Here is an 18,630-nt window from a genome sequence, read left to right as displayed (position 1 = left end):
GATTCCGCTTGTAAACCCGTATTTCCTGTCTTAGTCTCGCATTTGCACGGGACTCTTTTGAAAATGGTGCCCGGCCCGGACTGTTTTTATCGACCCGTTAAGCAACCGGCCCAATCCGCCTTGCGCGTGCGATTTTGAGATGTTTCCCGTGCCTGCCTGCCAGGCGGATTTTTCCATCATCAGCTTCACATTACTTCGGCTGCATCCGGATCGCACCGTCAAGTCGGATCGTTTCCCCGTTCAGCATCGGATTCAAGACAATACTTTGGACAAGCTGCGCATACTCTGCCGGCCGTCCGAGACGGGGAGGAAACGGTGTCATCTTGCCAAGCGCATCCCTTGCTTTTTCTGGCAAAGAAGCGAAAAGCGGCGTTTCAAATACACCCGGTGCAATCGTGACAACACGAATGCCAAGGCTGGCAAGATCCCTGGCAACCGGAAGCGTCATCCCGACAATGCCGCCTTTTGACGCGCTGTAGGCTGCCTGCCCGATCTGCCCTTCAAAAGCGGCAACCGAGGCTGTATTAATGATCACTCCTCTTTCCCCTTCTTCGTTCGGGCTGTTATGTGCCATTTTTTCAGCGGTAAGCCGGATCACATTAAACGTGCCAATCAGATTCACCTCAATCACTTTCCGAAAAGAGGCAAGATCATGTACGCCGCTTTTGCCGTATGTTTTTTTCGCCGCTCCGATGCCGGCACAATTTACCAGTATGTTAACGCTTTCAATTTGTTCTAGCGCATCTTGAACACTTTTCTCATCCGTTACATCCGTTTTGAAAAAACGAACCCGCCCTTTTAGTTCCTGCTCCAATTTTGCTCCTTTTTCCTGTTGAAGGTCAAAAACAACCGCCTTCGCGCCCGTTTCCACCAATTTCCTTACCGTTGCTTCCCCGAGCCCTGATGCCCCGCCGGTTACAATGGCTGTGCTGTTTTCCAGATTCATTTGACTAAACCCCTCTCCCATGAAGATCTGTTCCGTATCTAAAATTCTAAATGTTTGTATTTTCACTGTCAACCGAAAAAAAACCGCTCAAAAAGCGGTTTTAATGTTCCAGCAAAAGGTTGACGGGAACGCTCATCTTTTTATCCGGATGATCAAGGGTATGCACCGTTGCTGTTTCTTCCTGCCGGTCAACATGCTCGATGTAAATCCTTTCCCCGTTCAAAGTGACCGTCACCATTTCTGGCACATTCATAATTTCCTGCGCACGTCTTGCATCCATACCAAAACCTCCGTTTCTTTTTACAATTAAAGTATGGATAGGGGAGTGTGAAACTATACCGGTATTTAAACATCCACCCCTTCCTGTTAAAATAAAACAAAGAACAGAAACGGAGATGATGGAGATGAAGTCTTTTAAAATCGTACTTGGCGATATTACAAAAGTCAAAACGGATGCCATCGTAAATGCGGCGAATACAACACTGCTCGGCGGCGGTGGTGTGGACGGGGCCATCCATAGAGCAGCAGGGCCCGAGCTCCTTGAGGAATGCCGGAAATTGAACGGATGCCCGACCGGCGAAGCAAAAATGACGAAAGGATACCGGCTGCCGGCAAAATACGTCATTCATACGCCCGGCCCCGTCTGGCAGGGAGGCGGCCATCATGAAGCCGAATTATTGGAAAACAGTTACCAAAACAGCCTGCGCCTCGCTGAATCGAAAGGACTGCGAACGGTTGCTTTTCCTTCCATCAGCACCGGTGTATACCATTTCCCGCTGGATGCGGCTGCCCGGATCGCTGTCCGCACCATTTGTACATTCCTTGAAACTTCCGACTCGGTGCAGGAAGTGTGGATGGTGTGTTTTGACGAGCGGACAAAACAAGCGTACGAAAAAGCAGCAACAGAATGGAAAAGCATTTCATATGATAGCGAAAAATCGGGCAATAAAGTGACAATCCTGGTAAATTGAGGTTTCGCACAGCATGCCGGCTTTTTTGCCCGGGCCGGTACGTGCTGGAAAACCGGGAAGCAGAGACATTTTTACAGATGTTTCGCAGCTGCCGCCGTTTTTCCACATCCATGCCGCTTCACCGGGAAACTTACTTTGTCCTCCCGCTGGATCCCCGGGCCCGGGGTCTTCTGTTTTAGGAATCTGCAGCAGCTTCCAATTCGGTAAGGTTCTTGTATTTTCTGGCCCGGTCGATCTTGCTTTTTCGAATATGAAACTGTTTAACAGCGTATTGCCGCATTATATCCGGCTCGAATACAATCTGCGATTCAAAATTTGACTGTTCCCGTTGTAAAACCGCCAGTCCGACAAGGTATTCGACAACGCCGTAAGCATGCATCCACAACTCATCCATATAGTCATGGAACAATTTAAACCTTTCCTCATTTCCAACTACAAGCCGCTGTATCGTATAAATGCCAAACTGGATATGCCTGCCTTCATCCATATTTAAATAATCAATGCCCTGTAAAATGCCCGGGAACAAGCCGGATTTTTTATAAATCTGCCTGAACGAATAATAACCGGATTCCGCAAGCACGCCTTCCACAATCATATTGTAAACCGTCGCCGCACGGATGACCTCTTCAGGCGAATCGTCTGTATACAGGCGCTCCATTGCTTCGGGCAGCGCTTCGTAAAAAATCCGCTTGTAGCTGTCATTATGGTAGGCCGATAAATCAAGATCGCCGACGCCCACTGCCTGCTGCCAGCGCGAAAACATTTCCGTATGTTTGGCTTCATCGTGCAAAAAGGTGGTCAAAAACATCGTGTCTTCAAGCCGGCCCTGTCTTGCCATCGCATGGAGCATCGGCAAAATATCGAGCGTAACCGCTTCTTCCCCGGCTGAAAAAGAGGAAATAAGCGGTAACGATGCTATCCTCTCTTCCTCCCTTAATTGGAGAAAATCTTCCCGGTCTTGGCTGAAATCAATGTCAGCCGGATTCCACCCGCCGTTCCGCTTTGCTTTTTCATAAAGCTTATACATCGGGTCATTCCAGTTGATTTGACCCTCAACGGTTTGAAAACGTTCATGCGCCATCTTTTCATCTCCTTGTCAGGTGCGCCATGCCGGAACGGTCCTGTCGTGCCTCTAACCGGCAGGCATGGTGCTCGGTTTATCAGCTTCCGCCAAAAAATCCGGTCAACTTCTGTGCCGGCACACCCAAGCGAGCGGGAATCCCTTGCCACACCAGGGTTTCCCTTTTTCAAAACGGATCCCAGGAGCGGTGTTGTAAAGGGCTTTCGCTTCTTTTGTTTCCATCAGGAAGCGTTATATGCTGACAAAACGTCCTGCAACCGCAAAGCCAGCCCCATATCCCCTTTCAGCCGGAGTTTGCCGGTTAAAAAAGCCGTCGTGCCGTTCATTTTGCCTTGCACCAGTTTTTTAAAGTCAGCGGATGACATGGAGAGCGTACAATTCGGATCCTCCGCTTCCCCCGCCCCAGCGTAACTGCCTTCCGGACGCATAACGACATGGTAAGTCCCTTCTTCTTCCCCACTTAAATTAAACTGGTATACCGCATTCATTCCTTGTGACCGGGAAGGATCTTTCTTTAAGGCAGCATCAATTGTTTGAAAAATTTCGTCAACGGTTTCCATGCGGTTCCTCCTTGTTGTAAAAGTGGCTTTCACAACTAATTATATATTCCGAACCTTTCAAGGCCAATTCCTATATATGTAGGGAAATCGGAAGCCCGGTTTTCTGCTTGCCCTATATTTATCGCCCGTCTAAAGCCATACCTTCTGCGCAAACTTGAACAACCGGTTTTTGGTTTACCGGCTGCACGTCTTTTCCTTCGGCGCAAAAAAATCATCTGCCTCTTAAGCTGAAGCAGATGCGAGCTGATCAGGGCAAAAAATATAAAATTTGTCCATTCACCAGTCGGCTCGATATTTTTCCGGCAAATTCCAGATAAAGACATCTTGTAATTGTTGCCATAAACGGAGCGAAAAATTGCTTTATTGCCATATCCCCATAAGTATCCCGGCAGATTTGCGCCGCTGTTTTCTCTCCTTCTTGAAGCGACATGACAATTTGCTTGAGTCTATGCTCATGGCGCATCCGGATGCTCTCCGCCCGCGCCTTTACATCCTCAATTAGCCCGCCGTGCCCCGGAAGCGCCACTTTGACAGGCAGGTCTTTAATCCGGTCAAGCGAATCAAAATAATCCCCAAGCGGGTTTTTGTCGTTCTCAGACCAGGCGGCAACAATGGGGGACAAGTCTTTTAACACATGGTCTCCGAGCACCAGAATTTGCTTTTTGCGATTGTAAAAACAAAAATGGTCCGGCGCATGGCCAGGCGTCCGGATCGCTTCGTAAGGATCATCACCGAGCAGAACCTGTTCGCCATTTTTAAAAAGGCCGTCCGGTTCAAAATCATATTTCGGGATCTCCCGTGCAAAATTCCGTTTCGGCAAAGTCGGCCCGCCATGCTTTTGCAAAACCGCTTCGTATTTATCATGTGAAACGGCAAAACGGGCCTTTGTTTCCTGCATGGTCTGAAAGCTTAAATCGGACATGAAAACAGGTACACTGTATTTTTCTTTCAGCCATTTCGCAAGCCCGAGATGGTCGGGATGCGAATGTGTCAGCACAATTTTTTCAATGGGAAAAACCGATGCCAGCACTTTGTTCCATGTTTCCTTCGCCGTTTCATGGAAGTCCCCGGTATCCACAATCGTGTACCCTTTTTTTCCTTTAAAAAGATAGCAATTGACCTCCCGCATGCCGAATGGAAAACGGACGACCAGTTTCCATACATTTTCCGCCACTTTCGTGAAGTCGCATGAATCCTTTTTCTCTGTAAAACTTGCCAAATCCATCCCCTCCTACCATAAGCATAACTTTTCGGAGGAACTGGGGCAAATTTTTTCACTTTTTTTAATCGTATGCCTGATGCCGCCAATCAGGCAGATGGCGCCATAAGTACCTGCCTTTTTGGGCTGGGCTCAACTGTCCCGCAAAATCACCTGTTCGATCGGTTCTTTTGCAAATTCAATGCCGTTTTCGCGGAACAGCCGGACGATCACATGGCGCATTTCATTTTCAATCTCATCTTTCTGGTTGCCCGGCAAAAGCGGGATCTCTACAAGAAAATCAAAGCTATGGTTCCGCAACCGGATCAGCTTTACAGACGCTATCGTATCCGGTGCGAGACCATGATCTGCTTCTTTCACTGTTTCAAAAGCCTCGTGCAACAGCTTTTCCACCTTTTTTGTATCCATTTCGGAACTGACGCTGACCTGAATAGAAGCAGAAGGCTTTTCCGTCGTCCGGTTTTTAATGACCTGTTCAATAAAATATTGATTCGGGACAATCAGCGTACCGCTTTTATCGAGCCGGACCGTTGTAGAGCGGAGATTGATTTTCTCCACTCTGCCGGTTTCCTCATTGATTTCAACCGTTTCACCGACTTCAATCGGGCGTTCAAATAAAATGATGATCCCGGATACGAAGTTTGCCGCGATGTTGCGCATGCCAAAGCCGAGCCCGATCCCGATTACGCTTAAAACCGCCCCAAGTGCAGACAGGTCAAGGCCGACCGTTGTAAAGCTGATACAAAGTGCAACAATCATGACGGTATAATAAATGAGGCGGTTAAACGTATACCCGAGCCCGCGGTCAACGTGATAATGGTCATAAACGGTTGAAAGCACATATTTTGTCAGAAGCTTCACAAGCCTGTGCGCGAGCGTGACAATCATTAAAGCAACAATCAGCAAAAACGGCGTGACATCGAGCCCGCCTTTGGAATAAAGCGGGTAAAACAACCACCTGTTATCGGAGAAATCAAACAGGAAGATCAAAAGTACACCGTATAAACAAGCCCAGTTTGTAATTGAATAAACCGCCGGCACGACCGTTTTTTGCAGCCGGCGGTTCCTTTTTGCAAGCACGGATACCGTCCACTTCAACAACTTGCCGGCAACAAGCAGCACTGCCGTACCCAGCGCAAAACGAAAAAGATGAATGTCCGAGAATTCTTTCCATACGGTATCCAACAACATAACCACCCGGTTCCAAGATGATATTTTTTCTATACCCTGAAACCGGGCATTCAATCGTTACAAGCCGTATTTCCGCAGTTTTCTGTAAAATGTGCTGCGCGGAATATCCAGCATTTTCGCCGCCGCCGCTGCATTTCCTTTCGTATGTTTCAAAGCTTCCAGGATCATATCGCGCTCAATCGCTTCCCGCGGGGTCAGCGGCGCGTCCTGTTTTTCTTTGCCGCAAAGCCCGGTCTGCCCGGAAACATATTCGTCCACATACCGTTCCGCTTCTTCTTCACCGGCCACAGCAAGCAGTCGGACGTTTTCAATCACATTCATCAGTTCGCGGATATTGCCGGGCCAATGATAATCCTGCATTTTTTTCAAAACCGCCGGCGGGATTTCGAAGTCTTGATTTTTTTTCCTGCCGATATAATGAATCAAAGCAGGCAAGTCTTCTTTTCTTTCGCGCAAGGCAGGAAGGCGGACGGGAAAAACATACAGGCGGTAAAACAAATCTTCACGGAACTTCCCTTCTTTCACGAGCTTCGGCAAATCCTTGTGGGTCGCGGCAATGATCCGGACGTCCACAGCCACTTCTTTTGTGGCACCGACCGGCACAACTTTTCTATCCTGCAGGACGCGGAGCAGCGCCGTTTGCATGGCAGGCGGCAGCTCGGCCACTTCGTCAAGAAATAAGGTTCCGCCATGGGCCTGCTCGAATTTTCCTTTATGGCCGCCCCGTTTTGCGCCGGTAAAAGCCCCGTCGGCATAACCGAAAAACTCGCTTTCCATTAATTCTTTCGGCACAGCCCCGCAATTGACGGCAATAAACGGGCCGTTTTTCCGGCTGCTGTTTTCATGGATGGCCCGTGCGACCAGCTCCTTTCCAGTTCCGGTCTCACCCGTGATAAAACAAGTGGTATCGGAAAGGGAAGCAATCCGGGCTTTGCGCAACGTTTCCTGAAAACTTCTGCTTATGCCGGTGACGCCGCGGAAGACGAACTTTTCTTTTTGAAGAAGGGTGCCGGAAAGATTTTTATTTTCAGATAAAAAGAAACAGGTGCCGATTTTTTCCCGGCTGGAAGGCAATGGAATGGATTGGTTCACAATGGTATCCGTTTGGGAGGTCATTTCTTCAATCGTTCTACCAAAATAATCCGGCATTTTCTTCCGAAGCGGCCGGCTTGCCGCAACGGCTTTTCCTTCTTCATCCGTAATGACGAGTAACCGGTCCCCGTACTGGTCCGAAAGTTCAACAGCTTTTTGGATGAAACGTTCATGCCGGCTTTTTGCCATGCGTACGATTTCCTGCTCTACTGTATAAGCCAGCGATGAAACCATGGCGAGCATGAAAGGGTGGGATTCGGTATATGGACATGTTAAGTCCATGACGCCAACAAGATTCCTTTGGCTGTCGTAAACCGGCGCGGCTGCACAGCTCCACTGGTGGGAGGCAACCGAAAAATGCTCAGGGCCGTTCACCATCACGGCTTCCCCTGTCTCAAGCGTAGTGCCGATCGCATTCGTGCCGACCCGCTCTTCCGTCCAGCAAACCCCTTCGACAAAATTAATTTTTTGCGCTTCAAAAATGGTTTTCCGGTTTCCTGATACGGACAGCACATGCCCGCAAGGATCAATCAGGAGCGCCATCATGCCGGCTTCCTGAAACACAGGCTCCATCTTTTTCACATGGCGTTCGGCAATATTTAAAAAATCTTTATGCCTTTCCCGGTGTGCCAATAGTTTTTCAACAGGCAGGATATGCTGCCCTTTCCGCAAATACGGGTTCACATCCCGTTTTTTACAGCGGTACCACGATTCAGCGATTCGGTTGTTGATTCTCTCGGGATCCAATGTCCCTTCCTGCACAAACTTTTTCCACGTATTCCAATAACATACAGCCATCTTTCATCCCTCCGACTCATCATAGAAAATTGCGCATCAGGAAGAAAGTCGTGATGTTCTTTTCTATTATAATCGAATACGGAAAGCGTTTTCAATATGTAGACAGGGCTTATGAATATTCCCGGCAGTCTGAGAGACTGCCGGGAATGATTATACGTGCACCGGATGCCCCTGTGCATTTAAAACGGCTTCATGGATGGCTTCTGAGACGGTCGGATGAGCGGCAATCAAGCGCTCAAGCAAATCAGCCGTCATTTCCCCGTTCAGCATCAATACCCCCTGCCCGACCAGTTCTGTTGCATGCGGGCCGCAAATGGACAAGCCGACCACCTCTTCGTATTCCGGCTCGATGATGACTTTCACTTTCCCAACCTGTTCCCCGCTGATCATCGCTTTTCCGTTTGCCGAAAACGGAAATTCGCCGATCCGAACAGCGCCGTACATTTCTTTCGCCTGCTTTTCGGTGAGGCCGGTGCCGGCAATTTCCGGAAACGTATAAATGCAGCGGGGAACGGCTTTGTAATCCGCACTTGCCTCCATTCCGCATGCATTGAGCGCCGCCACTTTTCCTTCATGAAAAGCGACATGTGCAAGTTGGATGCCGCCAATACAATCGCCGCAGGCATAAATATGGGGGATGTTCGTCTGCATCTTTTCATTGACTTTTATGCCCGATTTTTCATACGCCACCCCGGCATTTTCGAGGCCGATCCCGTTGACAGACGGTTTCCGGCCGATTGAAACAAGCACGTATTCCCCGTAAATCTCGCGCGTTTCCCCTTCCTGCTCAATCAGCGCGCATTTCTTATCACGGTCCAGTTTTTTTACGGCAGCAGATGTATAAATGTCCACCCCGTCTTTTTCAAGCTGCTCTTTTAAAATATTCGCGATATCCGCATCTTCCCCCGGCAAAATATGTGGGGCCATCTCTATGATCGACACTTTTGTCCCAAGCCGGCTGTAAATGCTCGCAAACTCGCAACCGATTACCCCGCCGCCGACAATTACGAGCGATGGAGGCAGGCCGGGAAGAGACATGGCCTGCGTGCTGTCGATGATCCAGTTGCCATCAAACGGCGCAAACGGGAGGGAGCTCGGTTCAGACCCTGTTGCGATGATGAACTGGTCCGCTTTTATTTCAACCGTGCCGTTTGCTGTTTCTGCAAGAACAACATGGGGTGACTGGAATGCCGCTTTTCCCTGCACGATTTTGATTTTGTTTTTCTTCATTAAGTATTGAATGCCCTGTACAAGCCGGGAAACGATCGCATTTTTCCTTTCAAGCAGGGAGGACCAGTCAATGGACACCGCTTCCTTGTTCACCCGGATCCCGAATTTGTCCGCTTCCCGGATGTCCCGGTAGCGCCCTGCACTTTCCAAAAGCGTCTTGGTCGGCATGCACCCTTCATTTAAGCATGTACCGCCGAGTGTCGCCTGTTCAAATAAAATGACATCCGCACCCTGCTGTGCTGCTGTAATGGCAGCGACGTAGCCCGCAGGCCCGCCGCCTAAAATCCCGATGGTTTCCATCCTGATCCCTTCTTTCCTACAAAAGCATCGTAACCGGTTCTTCCAAATATTGCTTGACCGTTTGCAGGAAGGCCGCTGCCGGCGCCCCGTCGAGCACGCGGTGGTCAAACGTCAGGCTGAGCGGCAGCCGGCTCCTTTTTTCAATTTTGTCCCCGATAAAAACAGCTTCATCCGAAACGACACCGACACCCAATATTCCGGCTTCCGGCGGGTTCAAAATAGGCGTAAAAAATTCGACGCCGCTTGCACCCAGGCTTGAAATGGTAAAAGTGGACCCTTGCATCTCATCTGCCGGCAGTTTTCCGGATCTTGCTGCCGCTGTTTTTTCTTTGATTTCTTTTGCCAAGTCGATCAGCGATTTGCTTTCGGCATTGCGGATGACCGGGACAATCAGCCCTTTTTCAACCGCCGTTGCGATGCCCAAATGGATTTCCGGGTAAGTGACGATGGTATCATCGAGAAATGCACTGTTCATTTCCGGATGATTTTTGAGGGCAAGGATGACAGCCCTTGCTGTAAAATCCGTGATCGTCAGTTTGCTGTCGTACCGTTTTGCGATTGTCTCTTTCACTTGCGTTTTTAGCGCCAATAGTTCCGTGACATCCGCTTTCATCGTGATCGTTAGCTGTGCAGCCGATTGCAGGCTGGCATGCATCCGTTCTGCGATCACTTTGCGCATGCCGGATACCGGTGTGTGCTTCGGTTCTTTTCCTGCCGGCGCCTGGATGAGGCTGTCCTGTTTGCGGCTTTCTTTCTTTGATGCAATTGCCTGTTCCACATCTTCTTTTGTAATCCTGCCCCCTGGCCCGGTCCCTTTTATATCTTCCGGTTTAATGCCTGCTGCTTCCGCCATTTTCCGCGCGACCGGGGAAATTTTCACGCGCGCTTTTCCCGGTTTTTTCGGGAGCGGTGCGGGATGGGCCGCCTTTATTTCTTCTTCTCCTTTTTCTTCCTGCACCTGGGCTGCTGTTGCCGCCACTTCTTCATCCGGGTTTCCGATATAGCAAATCACCGTTCCCGGCGGCACGCCCTTTCCTTCCGGCACATTGATTTTTAATACATTGCCGTCCGCAGGGGACTCGATTTCCATCTCTATTTTTTCCGAACTGATGCTGGCGATCGGGTCGCCTTTTTTAACGGCTTCTCCTTCTGTTTTATTCCATTGTGAAACGGTTCCTTCTTTCATCGCCATCCCAAGTTTGGGCATAATAACTTCAACCGGCATGCCAACCACTCCTTTCTATCTGTCCGTTATTGCCCGACCGGTTCCCCCAAGAGCTCTGATACCGCCTGCACAATTTTCCCGGCGGATGGTAAATACAAATCTTCAAGCGGCGGCGAGAACGGAACCGGCGTGTGCGGTGCCGTGATCCGTTTGATCGGGGCGTCCAGATCATCAAATCCTTTATCGGCAACAAGTGCCGCAATATCGGTTGCCACATTGCACCGCGGGTTCGCTTCATCGACCACAATGAGCCGGTTTGTTTTTGCGACCGACTGGAGAATCGCCCCTTCATCGAGCGGCGATAAACTGCGCGGATCAATCACTTCCGCTTCGATGCCGTCTTTGGCAAGCCGTTCTGCCGCTTCAAGCGCCGTCTGCACCTGTTTGCCAACTGCAACAATGGTGATGTCGCTTCCTTCACGTTTCCTGTCCGCCTTACCGAGCGGAATCGTATAGTAATCTTCGGGCACTTCCCCTTTTATGTTGTAAAGCGTTTTATCTTCAAAAAAGATAACCGGGTCATTGTCTTCGATCGCAGCCAAAAGCAGCCCTTTCGCATCATATGGCGTTGACGGCACGACGACTTTTAAGCCCGGTATCGACGTAAACAGCGCATACAGGCTTTGCGAGTGCTGGGCCGCCGCCCGGAAACCGGCGCCGTGCATCGTCCGGACCGTCACCGGCACTTGCGCCTTGCCGCCGAACATGTACCGGAATTTCGCGCCCTGGTTGAGCACTTCGTCCAGACAGCTGCCGATAAAATCGTTGAACATGAGCTCTGCAATCGGCCGCAATCCTGTTGAAGCAGCAGCCATCGCAGCCCCCATATAGCCCGCTTCCGTAATCGGCGTATCCAAAATCCGCCCGCGGCCGAATTCCTGGACAAGGCCTTTCGTCACGCCAAGCACGCCACCCCATGCTTCTTCATCCTGCAGGTGATCAACTTCCGCACCGCCGGCAACATCTTCCCCCATCAAAATTACATTTTCATCTCTTCTCATCGCCAGTTTCATCGCTTCGTTAATGGCCTGCGAAAAAGAAATTTGTCTTCCCATTGGAAAGGCCTCCTTTTTTCATAGATTAGTAGGATACATAGACATCTTTCAAAAGTTCGGAAGGGTCCGGATACGGGCTGTCTTCGCTGAATTTCACAGCTTCTTCGATCTCCTGTTCCACTTTTTGTTCCAGGCTGTTGATGTCTGCTTCGCTGAACAGGTTTTGTTCAAGCACAAATTTTTTAAATTGGACGATCGCATCTTTTTCATTCAGCTGTTTCGCCTTTTCTGCTTCTGCTTTATAAGTTTGGGCATCCCCTTCAAAATGCCCGTAGTTTCGGTACGTCACGCATTCAATCAGCGACGGGCCTTCCCCGTTGCGGGCGCGTTCCACCGCTTCTTTTGCCGCCTGGTACACGGCGACGATATCTTTCCCGTCGACACGAACACCCGGAATGTCGTAGGCAACGGCACGGTCGGCAATCGTTTTACAGCTTGACGCATAATGGAATGGCGTCGCTTCCCCATAGCCGTTATTTTCCGCCACAAAAATGACCGGAAGCTTCCATACGGCTGCCAAGTTGATGCCTTCGTGAAACGTACCGTGGTTATTCGCGCCGTCCCCAAAGAAGCAAACGCTTACATTACTCGTCTTTTTAACTTTCGCCGTCAATGCTGCGCCGCATGCCAGCGGGAACCCGCCGCCGACAATCCCGTTTGCACCGAGCATGCCTTTGTCGAGGTCGGCAATATGCATGGAACCGCCTTTTCCTTTGCACAGACCTGTCGCTTTCCCGTAGATTTCCGCCATCATCCCTTTTAAATCGCAGCCTTTCGCGATACAGTGGCCGTGGCCGCGGTGTGTGCTTGTGATCATATCCTGATCGTTCAGATGGGCGCAAACGCCGACTGCAACCGCTTCCTCACCGGCATATAAGTGGACGAAGCCCGGTAAAATGCCGGTCGCAAACACTTCATGCACTTTGTCTTCAAACTTGCGGATTTCAAACATTTTTTGCAACATCCACTGCGCTTTTTCCTTCGTTAACTGCAGTTCGCCCGCTTTTACTGTCTCCATTTATCCATCCTCCTTATCGTCGTCTTTCACTTGGTAAACAAGCAAAAAGCGTGCCAACTGAAAACCCCGCTTTCATCCTGCTTCGTCTGCCCGGCACATAAAAAAATGAGACAAACCGGGACAGCTGTCTCATTTTGTCTCATTTTTTCCCATATTTTCTTATCCGCTGATTTCTGACTTTTTCATTTTCCATGCAGCCGGTGCAACGGGTTTTCGTGACATCAGGCTGTGCAGCACCATACCGGCTGCAACTGTGATGATGCCGAACCAGGACAACAGCGATGGCGCCGCAACCGGTAAAATGGCCATCTCCCCGAACAGCGCAAACAGCACTTCCAATGACTGGGTCGCTTCCACAAGCGATAATTTTTGCATGTCGCCGCGGACAAGATCGGTTGCCCGGAAAAACAATACCGTGGCAATCACCCCGGAAAAGACCGCAACCACGCCTGATTGCACGATTTGGTTTCCGGACGGCGGGCCGGACGCTTTTAAACCGTACAATGACAGAATAAACCAAAAGGGCAGGCTGGCAAGTGTCATGCCGAGCACACGCTGAAATGTATCGAGCCGGCCTTCGCACAATTCCATCATTTTCCGGTTGCCCAAAGGATAAGCAAAAGTCGCCACAATGACGGGAAGGACACCCAGCATCATTTCCCGGAAGCTGATCCGGCCGGCCTGCTCAAGCTGCATCATCAAAACGCCGAGCAAAATCACAAGCGACCAGCGCAAGCCGCGGAACGGGATGGGTTCCCGGATTTTCAGCAGGCCCTTCGGCGTCTCCACCGTTTTAAAAAAGAACGGGGCAAGCAGTGAACCGGATAAAATCGTGATCTGCCAAGTGCCGGCCACGAGCCATCCGGGCGCATAGGCTGCCGAAAAACATAACGGCGCATAAAAAAGAACAAAACCGGTAAAGCTCCACAATAACCACCCGGCTGGATGCTTTTTCATTTCCGCCCATAAGGCTTGAAAATTTTTCCTGACAAGCACGATCACAAGCAAAAACGGAACCATCAAAATGTACCGGAGGGAGGCGCTCCAAATCCAGCTGCCGCCCGACAGTTCCATCGACCGGTTTAAAACAAATGTCACCGCGAAAAAGAAGGCGGCACATACCCCTAATAAGACCGGACGCAACATCTCCCACATCCTTTTTATAGCGTTTTGGAATGAAACCCCGCATACGGGGCATTCCTCCTTATCTTATGAAAGCGGCAATGTTTTGAGCTCGTTCCAATACGTGCAAATGGTCTGGATACCTTTATCAAAATTTTCAAGATGGAAATGCTCGTTCGGCGCATGGGCATTTTCCGACGAAAGGGCAAACCCCATCAGCACGACCGGTATGTTTAAAATGCGGTCAAATTCTGCAACAATCGGAATCGACCCGCCGCCCCTTGTATAGGTAACCGGCACGCCGTACACTTTTTCATACGCTTTTCCGCAAAGCTGGATGGCAGGATGCTTGCGCGGCGTGACATACGGGTAACCTTTGTCAAATTCGGTTACAGAAACGGTTACGCCTTTTGGGGCATGGGCTTCAATATGTTTTTTCAGTAACGACAGAATTTCGTACGGGTCCTGGTTTGGCACAAGGCGGCAGGTCACTTTCGCAAAGGCTTCAGACGGCAAAACGGTTTTCAGGCCTTCTCCGGTGAAACCGCTTTGTAAGCCGTTGATCTCAAGCGTCGGCCGGACGGATGTTCTTTCCGCGTACGAGTAGCCTTTTTCCCCGAACAATGCCGGTACGCCAAGCTGCGCCTGTATTTGGCCTTCATCTGCCGCCTGTTTTGCGAACGCTTCTTTTTCTTCCGGCGTGCTTGCTTCCACTTTGTCATAGAAGCCTTCCACCAAAACCCTGCCGTCCTGGTCGTGGAAGGACGCCAGCAATTCAACCAGCGCAGTGGCAGCATTTTGCACCCCGCCGCCATATTCGCCGGAATGAAGGTCGCTTGATGCGCCTTTTACATGGATTTCAAGGCCGCATAAGCCGCGCAGCCCGTAGCAGATCGTCGGTTTTCCCAACTCCGGCATGCCGGTATCGGAAACGACGATCAAATCCGCTTTTAAAAGTTCCTGATGTGCTTCTACAAATGGTGCGAGATGCGGGCTGCCGATTTCCTCTTCTCCTTCAAACAGCACTTTGATATTGACAGGCAGTTCCCCTTCCGTTTCCATCAATGCTTCGATCGCTTTGATATGCATAAACACCTGTCCTTTATCATCACTCACGCCGCGGGCAAAAATTTTGCCATCGCGGATCTCCGGTTTAAACGGATCGCTTTTCCAGAGGTTCAGCGGATCAACCGGCTGGACGTCGTAATGCCCGTAAATCAGGACGGTCGGCTTCCCGTCTGCGTGAAGCCAGTCACCGTATACAACCGGGTTGCCTTTCGTTTCCATCACTGCGGTATGTTCGAGGCCTGTTTTCCCAAGCTCTGCTTTCAGCCATTCCGCTGCTTTTCTGACATCTGGTTGATGTTCGGATAGGGAACTGATACTCGGGATTTGGAGAAAATCAAACAGTTCTTCTAAGTGCTGTTCATGGTGTTCCTTTAAATATTGCTGATACGTTTGTGACATGCCTATACCTCCTCGTCATGCTTTCTCTTTATTGTAAGACAAGTTTCATTATTTTTCCAATTCATTTGCAAGGTGGCAAATGAAAAAAAGAAAGCAGGAGCCCCCTTTTGGCAGCTCCCCGCATTTTTTATTGATGCGTTTGATTCGCAAATTCCGCCATGGCTGCGGCCATGAACGCCGCAAGCCCTGGGCCAAATTGATCAATGTTTTTTGTAAACCGGCTGTCTTCTATATACATTTGGCCAAGCCCTTTAAAGGCTTCCGGCGTATAATCCCCGAAATGGCGGTTTAAAAAATCAAACCATTTCCGGATCGCTGTTTGCGCTTCTTGTGCGCGCGGGTCCTTGTGGCGGATGGCAGCAAGTTCACGGTAAATTTCGTTCATCTCATCAGCCAAAGCCAATTTTTCATCTCCGTCAAGTCTCGCCATTTTCGCTTCCGCTGCATCTACTGCCTGATCCCCCCATTTTTCGCGTGCCTCACGCGCATACGGATTGCTGTCAAAGCGGAAACCGGCAAATTTTTCTTCACTGGACATTTTCATTCCCTCTTTCTCCGATTGGATTGTTTTTTCGATCAAGGCAATCATGTTCCCGAGCCGATTCTGTTTTTCAATCAGCAAATGGCGCTGCAGCTCGAGCGCCCCGAGCCTGTCAAACGAAGGGCTTTCCATGATTTCCTTGATCTTTTGCAAAGGGAAGCCCAATTCCTTGAAAAATAAGATTTGCTGGAGCGTTTTCAAGTTTTCTTCCGAATAGTGCCTGTAGCCGGACGGTGAAACTTCGGCCGGTTTAAGTAGCCCGATTTCGTCATAGTGGCGCAATGTCCGGATGCTTACCCCGGCGAGCTCTGCAACTTCTTTAATTCTCATCATGCAGCCCCCTTTCTTCTTTACTGTAAGGGGTGACGCAGCGTGAGGGTCAAGACATTTTTTCGAGTTTTTCCTGCAAGGCAAACAGCACTTCGTATATTTTCACGAAAGCTTCCATGAGTGGCATCTCTTCCCTGAAACCGGGCACATCGTTCAACGGAAAGTTCACATCCCAGATGCCTTCATTGCCATCAAAAAGGATTTCCCCCTTCCCGTCTCCTTCGAGCAGTTCAGACAATCCCGTTTGAATCGCCGGCCCGTATTTCTTCTGCACTTTGAGCCCGAGCATGCAATTGTAATGGCCGAAGACATCATCCAGCTCAAGGGCAATCCCGTCGACGCCGATGATGCCAAACCAGTCTGACACGATGTAAACATATTCTTTCCTATGCTTTTTCAAATAGATGACAGGTTCATTTAAAAACGCCGCCGTTTCCACCGCAAGGGTCTCATCGGCTTCCTTGCTGCACCGTTCAATAGATGCATCGGCAAAACGGGCGGTACCCTCTTTTTCAACAATTTCTTTTTCCCTGACAGCATCTTTGAAAAAATCCTTATAGCGCTCCAAATACGCTATTTCTTGTTTACATAATATTATTATAGTATCCTTTTGGTTTTCGATATATGTTTTTAAATTTTTTCCCAGCATGGCAACCATCCTTTATGAGGTATTCTGCTAAACAGTATGTCCCAATTGGAAGCTTTTGTAAAGAAACAAAAAACTGTGCCCGGAGAATAAAATCCTTCTAGGCACAGTTTGTAAAATTATTTATTCACCGCTGCCGGTTTATGAAAATCACGTCCGTCACGGATCGCTTCTACAATTCCGGCGCGGATGACGAAATCCCCGAAATGTTCGCCTTCCTGCCGTTCTTTTGCATATTGCAAAAGAATCGGGCGCAGGGAAGCGAGGATCTCTTCTTCCCCGATATTTTCCTTATAAAGGCAAGCGAGCCTGTCGCCAGTGAAGCTGCCGCCCAAATACAAATTGTATTTTCCGGGGCCTTTCCCGATAAAAGCCATTTCCGCAAGCGCCGGCCTTGAGCAGCCGTTCGGGCAGCCTGACATCCGGATGACGATTTCTTCTTCGCGCAACCCCGCTTCATCCAAAATCTCTTCGATTTTTCCGAGCAGTTCCGGCAAGTACCGTTCTGCTTCCGCCATCGCAAGGCCGCAAGTCGGGAATGCGACACAGGACATCGAGTTTCTTCTGAGGGCGGAAGCATGCTTGCCGTCCGTCAGATGGTATTTTTCAACCAGTTCGTCAATCTTTCCTTTCATTTCCTCGGTTACATTGGAAATGATGACATTCTGGTTGGGGGTGAGGCGGAACTCGCCTTGATGGATTTTTGCAATTTCACGCAGCCCGGTCATCAAAGGATAGCCGTCAATATCTTTAATCCTGCCGCTTTGGACAAATAACGTTAAATGCCATTTGCCATCGCCTTGGATCCAGCCGTAACGGTCGCCGTTATGGTCAAAATGGAACGGGCGGGCCTCCCCGAGATCCCAGCCGAGCCGTTCATTCAGTTCCGCCTTGATCCATTCAAGCCCCCGCGCGTCAATGGTGTACTTGAAACGCGCATTTTTCCGGTTCGCGCGGTTGCCGTAGTCGCGCTGGATCGACACCACTTTTTCCGCCACTTCAATCACCTGGTTCGGCGTGCAAAAACCGATGATCCGGGCAAGCTGCGGATATGTTTTCGGATCGCCGTGGGTCATGCCCATCCCGCCGCCAACCGCGACATTAAACCCTTCAAGCTTCCCTTCATTCAAAATGGCGATAAACCCTAAATCCTGTGAAAAAATATCGACATCATTGGAAGGCGGCACAGCAAACCCGATTTTAAACTTCCGCGGCAAATACGTTGGCCCGTACAGCGGCTCTGCCTCTTCCTGCTCTTTTGTATCAATGATTTTTTCATCTTCCAGCCAGATTTCATGATACGCGGAAGTCCGCGGCAACAAGTGGTCGCTCGTTTTTTTCGCCCATTCATACACCTCGGCATGCACATCCGACTGGTACGGGTTCGGGTTGCACATGACGTTCCGGTTCACATCCCCGCACGCGGCAAGCGTCGTCATGAGCGCATCGTTCATTTCCCGGATGGCCTGCTTTAAATTCCATTTTAAAATGCCATGCATCTGGAATGTCTGCCGGGTTGTCATACGCAGCGTTCCGTTCCCGTATTTTTGCGCCAGTTCATCCATCACAAGCCACTGTTCCGGGGTCGCAACACCGCCCGGAATGCGGACACGCACCATAAACTGGTAAGCCGGCTCCAGTTTCTTTTTGCGCCGATCGTTGCGGATATCGCGGTCGTCCTGCTGGTAGCTGCCATGAAATTTCAACAGTTTATTATCGTCTTCGGATATCGCGCCGGTCAGTGGATCTTTGAGCCCTTCCGCAATCGTCCCTCTTAAAAACCGGCTTTTTTCTTTTATCGTTTCAAGCGGATCAAGTTTTTTATCAGCCATCTTCCT

The 18,630-nt window shown here is 49.8% G+C and carries 17 protein-coding genes; 1 reads left to right on the top strand and 16 read right to left on the bottom strand.

Going from position 1 to position 18,630, the window contains the following annotated elements; translation table 11 throughout:
• Positions 1-190 precede the first annotated feature (190 nt).
• Positions 191-946 (bottom strand): 3-hydroxyacyl-CoA dehydrogenase, encoded by a 756-nt coding sequence (locus tag NSS95_RS07435; RefSeq protein WP_035184886.1) that lies wholly within the window; start codon positions 944-946, stop codon positions 191-193.
• A 100-nt stretch (positions 947-1,046) separates the two neighbouring features.
• Complete coding sequence (locus tag NSS95_RS07430) at positions 1,047-1,226, bottom strand: H-type small acid-soluble spore protein (protein ID WP_014098294.1); 180 nt, start codon at positions 1,224-1,226, stop codon at positions 1,047-1,049.
• Positions 1,227-1,350: 124 nt separating this feature from the next.
• On the opposite strand from NSS95_RS07430, the gene NSS95_RS07425 reads away from it, so the two are divergent.
• Entirely contained in the window at positions 1,351-1,917 is a 567-nt protein-coding gene (locus NSS95_RS07425; protein ID WP_014098295.1) for an O-acetyl-ADP-ribose deacetylase, read from the top strand.
• Positions 1,918-2,092: 175 nt separating this feature from the next.
• On the opposite strand, the gene NSS95_RS07420 is transcribed toward NSS95_RS07425, so the two are convergent.
• From NSS95_RS07420 to cysI, 14 genes are all read right to left on the bottom strand, one after another.
• A complete protein-coding gene (locus NSS95_RS07420; RefSeq protein WP_035184889.1) occupies positions 2,093-2,998 on the bottom strand; it encodes a R2-like ligand-binding oxidase in 906 nt (301 codons plus the stop codon).
• Positions 2,999-3,219: 221 nt separating this feature from the next.
• The gene (locus NSS95_RS07415; RefSeq protein WP_014098298.1) at positions 3,220-3,558 is read right to left on the bottom strand and encodes an SCP2 sterol-binding domain-containing protein; all 339 of its coding nucleotides are present in this window, start codon (positions 3,556-3,558) and stop codon (positions 3,220-3,222) included.
• A 247-nt stretch (positions 3,559-3,805) separates the two neighbouring features.
• Positions 3,806-4,783, bottom strand: coding sequence for an MBL fold metallo-hydrolase (locus NSS95_RS07410; protein WP_225620887.1), 978 nt, complete (start codon positions 4,781-4,783; stop codon positions 3,806-3,808).
• Between the two features lie 126 nt (positions 4,784-4,909).
• Positions 4,910-5,965, bottom strand: coding sequence for a mechanosensitive ion channel family protein (locus tag NSS95_RS07405; RefSeq protein ID WP_429890065.1), 1,056 nt, complete (start codon positions 5,963-5,965; stop codon positions 4,910-4,912).
• 60 nt (positions 5,966-6,025) lie between these two features.
• Positions 6,026-7,858, bottom strand: a complete 1,833-nt coding sequence (locus NSS95_RS07400) for a sigma-54-dependent Fis family transcriptional regulator (RefSeq protein WP_328229230.1) — start codon at positions 7,856-7,858, stop codon at positions 6,026-6,028.
• Positions 7,859-8,008: 150 nt separating this feature from the next.
• Entirely contained in the window at positions 8,009-9,388 is a 1,380-nt protein-coding gene (gene lpdA, locus NSS95_RS07395; RefSeq protein WP_035184897.1) for a dihydrolipoyl dehydrogenase, read from the bottom strand.
• Between the two features lie 16 nt (positions 9,389-9,404).
• The gene (locus tag NSS95_RS07390; protein WP_328229229.1) at positions 9,405-10,613 is read right to left on the bottom strand and encodes a dihydrolipoamide acetyltransferase family protein; all 1,209 of its coding nucleotides are present in this window, start codon (positions 10,611-10,613) and stop codon (positions 9,405-9,407) included.
• Between the two features lie 26 nt (positions 10,614-10,639).
• Positions 10,640-11,668 (bottom strand): alpha-ketoacid dehydrogenase subunit beta, encoded by a 1,029-nt coding sequence (locus NSS95_RS07385; RefSeq protein WP_026683425.1) that lies wholly within the window; start codon positions 11,666-11,668, stop codon positions 10,640-10,642.
• Positions 11,669-11,693: 25 nt separating this feature from the next.
• Entirely contained in the window at positions 11,694-12,686 is a 993-nt protein-coding gene (locus NSS95_RS07380) for a thiamine pyrophosphate-dependent dehydrogenase E1 component subunit alpha (protein ID WP_328229228.1), read from the bottom strand.
• A gap of 159 nt (positions 12,687-12,845) precedes the next feature.
• Positions 12,846-13,832 carry a DMT family transporter gene (locus tag NSS95_RS07375; protein ID WP_017550379.1) on the bottom strand — a complete coding sequence of 329 codons (987 nt, stop codon included), beginning with the start codon at positions 13,830-13,832 and terminating at the stop codon, positions 12,846-12,848.
• 63 nt (positions 13,833-13,895) lie between these two features.
• Entirely contained in the window at positions 13,896-15,275 is a 1,380-nt protein-coding gene (locus NSS95_RS07370; protein WP_017550378.1) for a dipeptidase, read from the bottom strand.
• Positions 15,276-15,402: 127 nt separating this feature from the next.
• On the bottom strand, positions 15,403-16,146 hold the full coding sequence (locus tag NSS95_RS07365) for a MerR family transcriptional regulator (RefSeq protein ID WP_017550377.1): 744 nt from the start codon (positions 16,144-16,146) through the stop codon (positions 15,403-15,405).
• Between the two features lie 49 nt (positions 16,147-16,195).
• Complete coding sequence (locus NSS95_RS07360) at positions 16,196-16,714, bottom strand: hypothetical protein (RefSeq protein ID WP_225620885.1); 519 nt, start codon at positions 16,712-16,714, stop codon at positions 16,196-16,198.
• 197 nt (positions 16,715-16,911) lie between these two features.
• Entirely contained in the window at positions 16,912-18,624 is a 1,713-nt protein-coding gene (cysI, locus tag NSS95_RS07355; protein ID WP_328229649.1) for an assimilatory sulfite reductase (NADPH) hemoprotein subunit, read from the bottom strand.
• Positions 18,625-18,630: the final 6 nt, after the last annotated feature.

Source organism: Weizmannia sp. FSL K6-3076, assembly GCF_038007245.1.
GTDB classification, from domain to species: Bacteria; Bacillota; Bacilli; order Bacillales; family Bacillaceae_C; genus Weizmannia; species Weizmannia faecalis.
The sequence above is the reverse complement of the archived record's forward strand: the minus strand, read 5'-3'. Positions and strand labels throughout refer to the sequence as shown.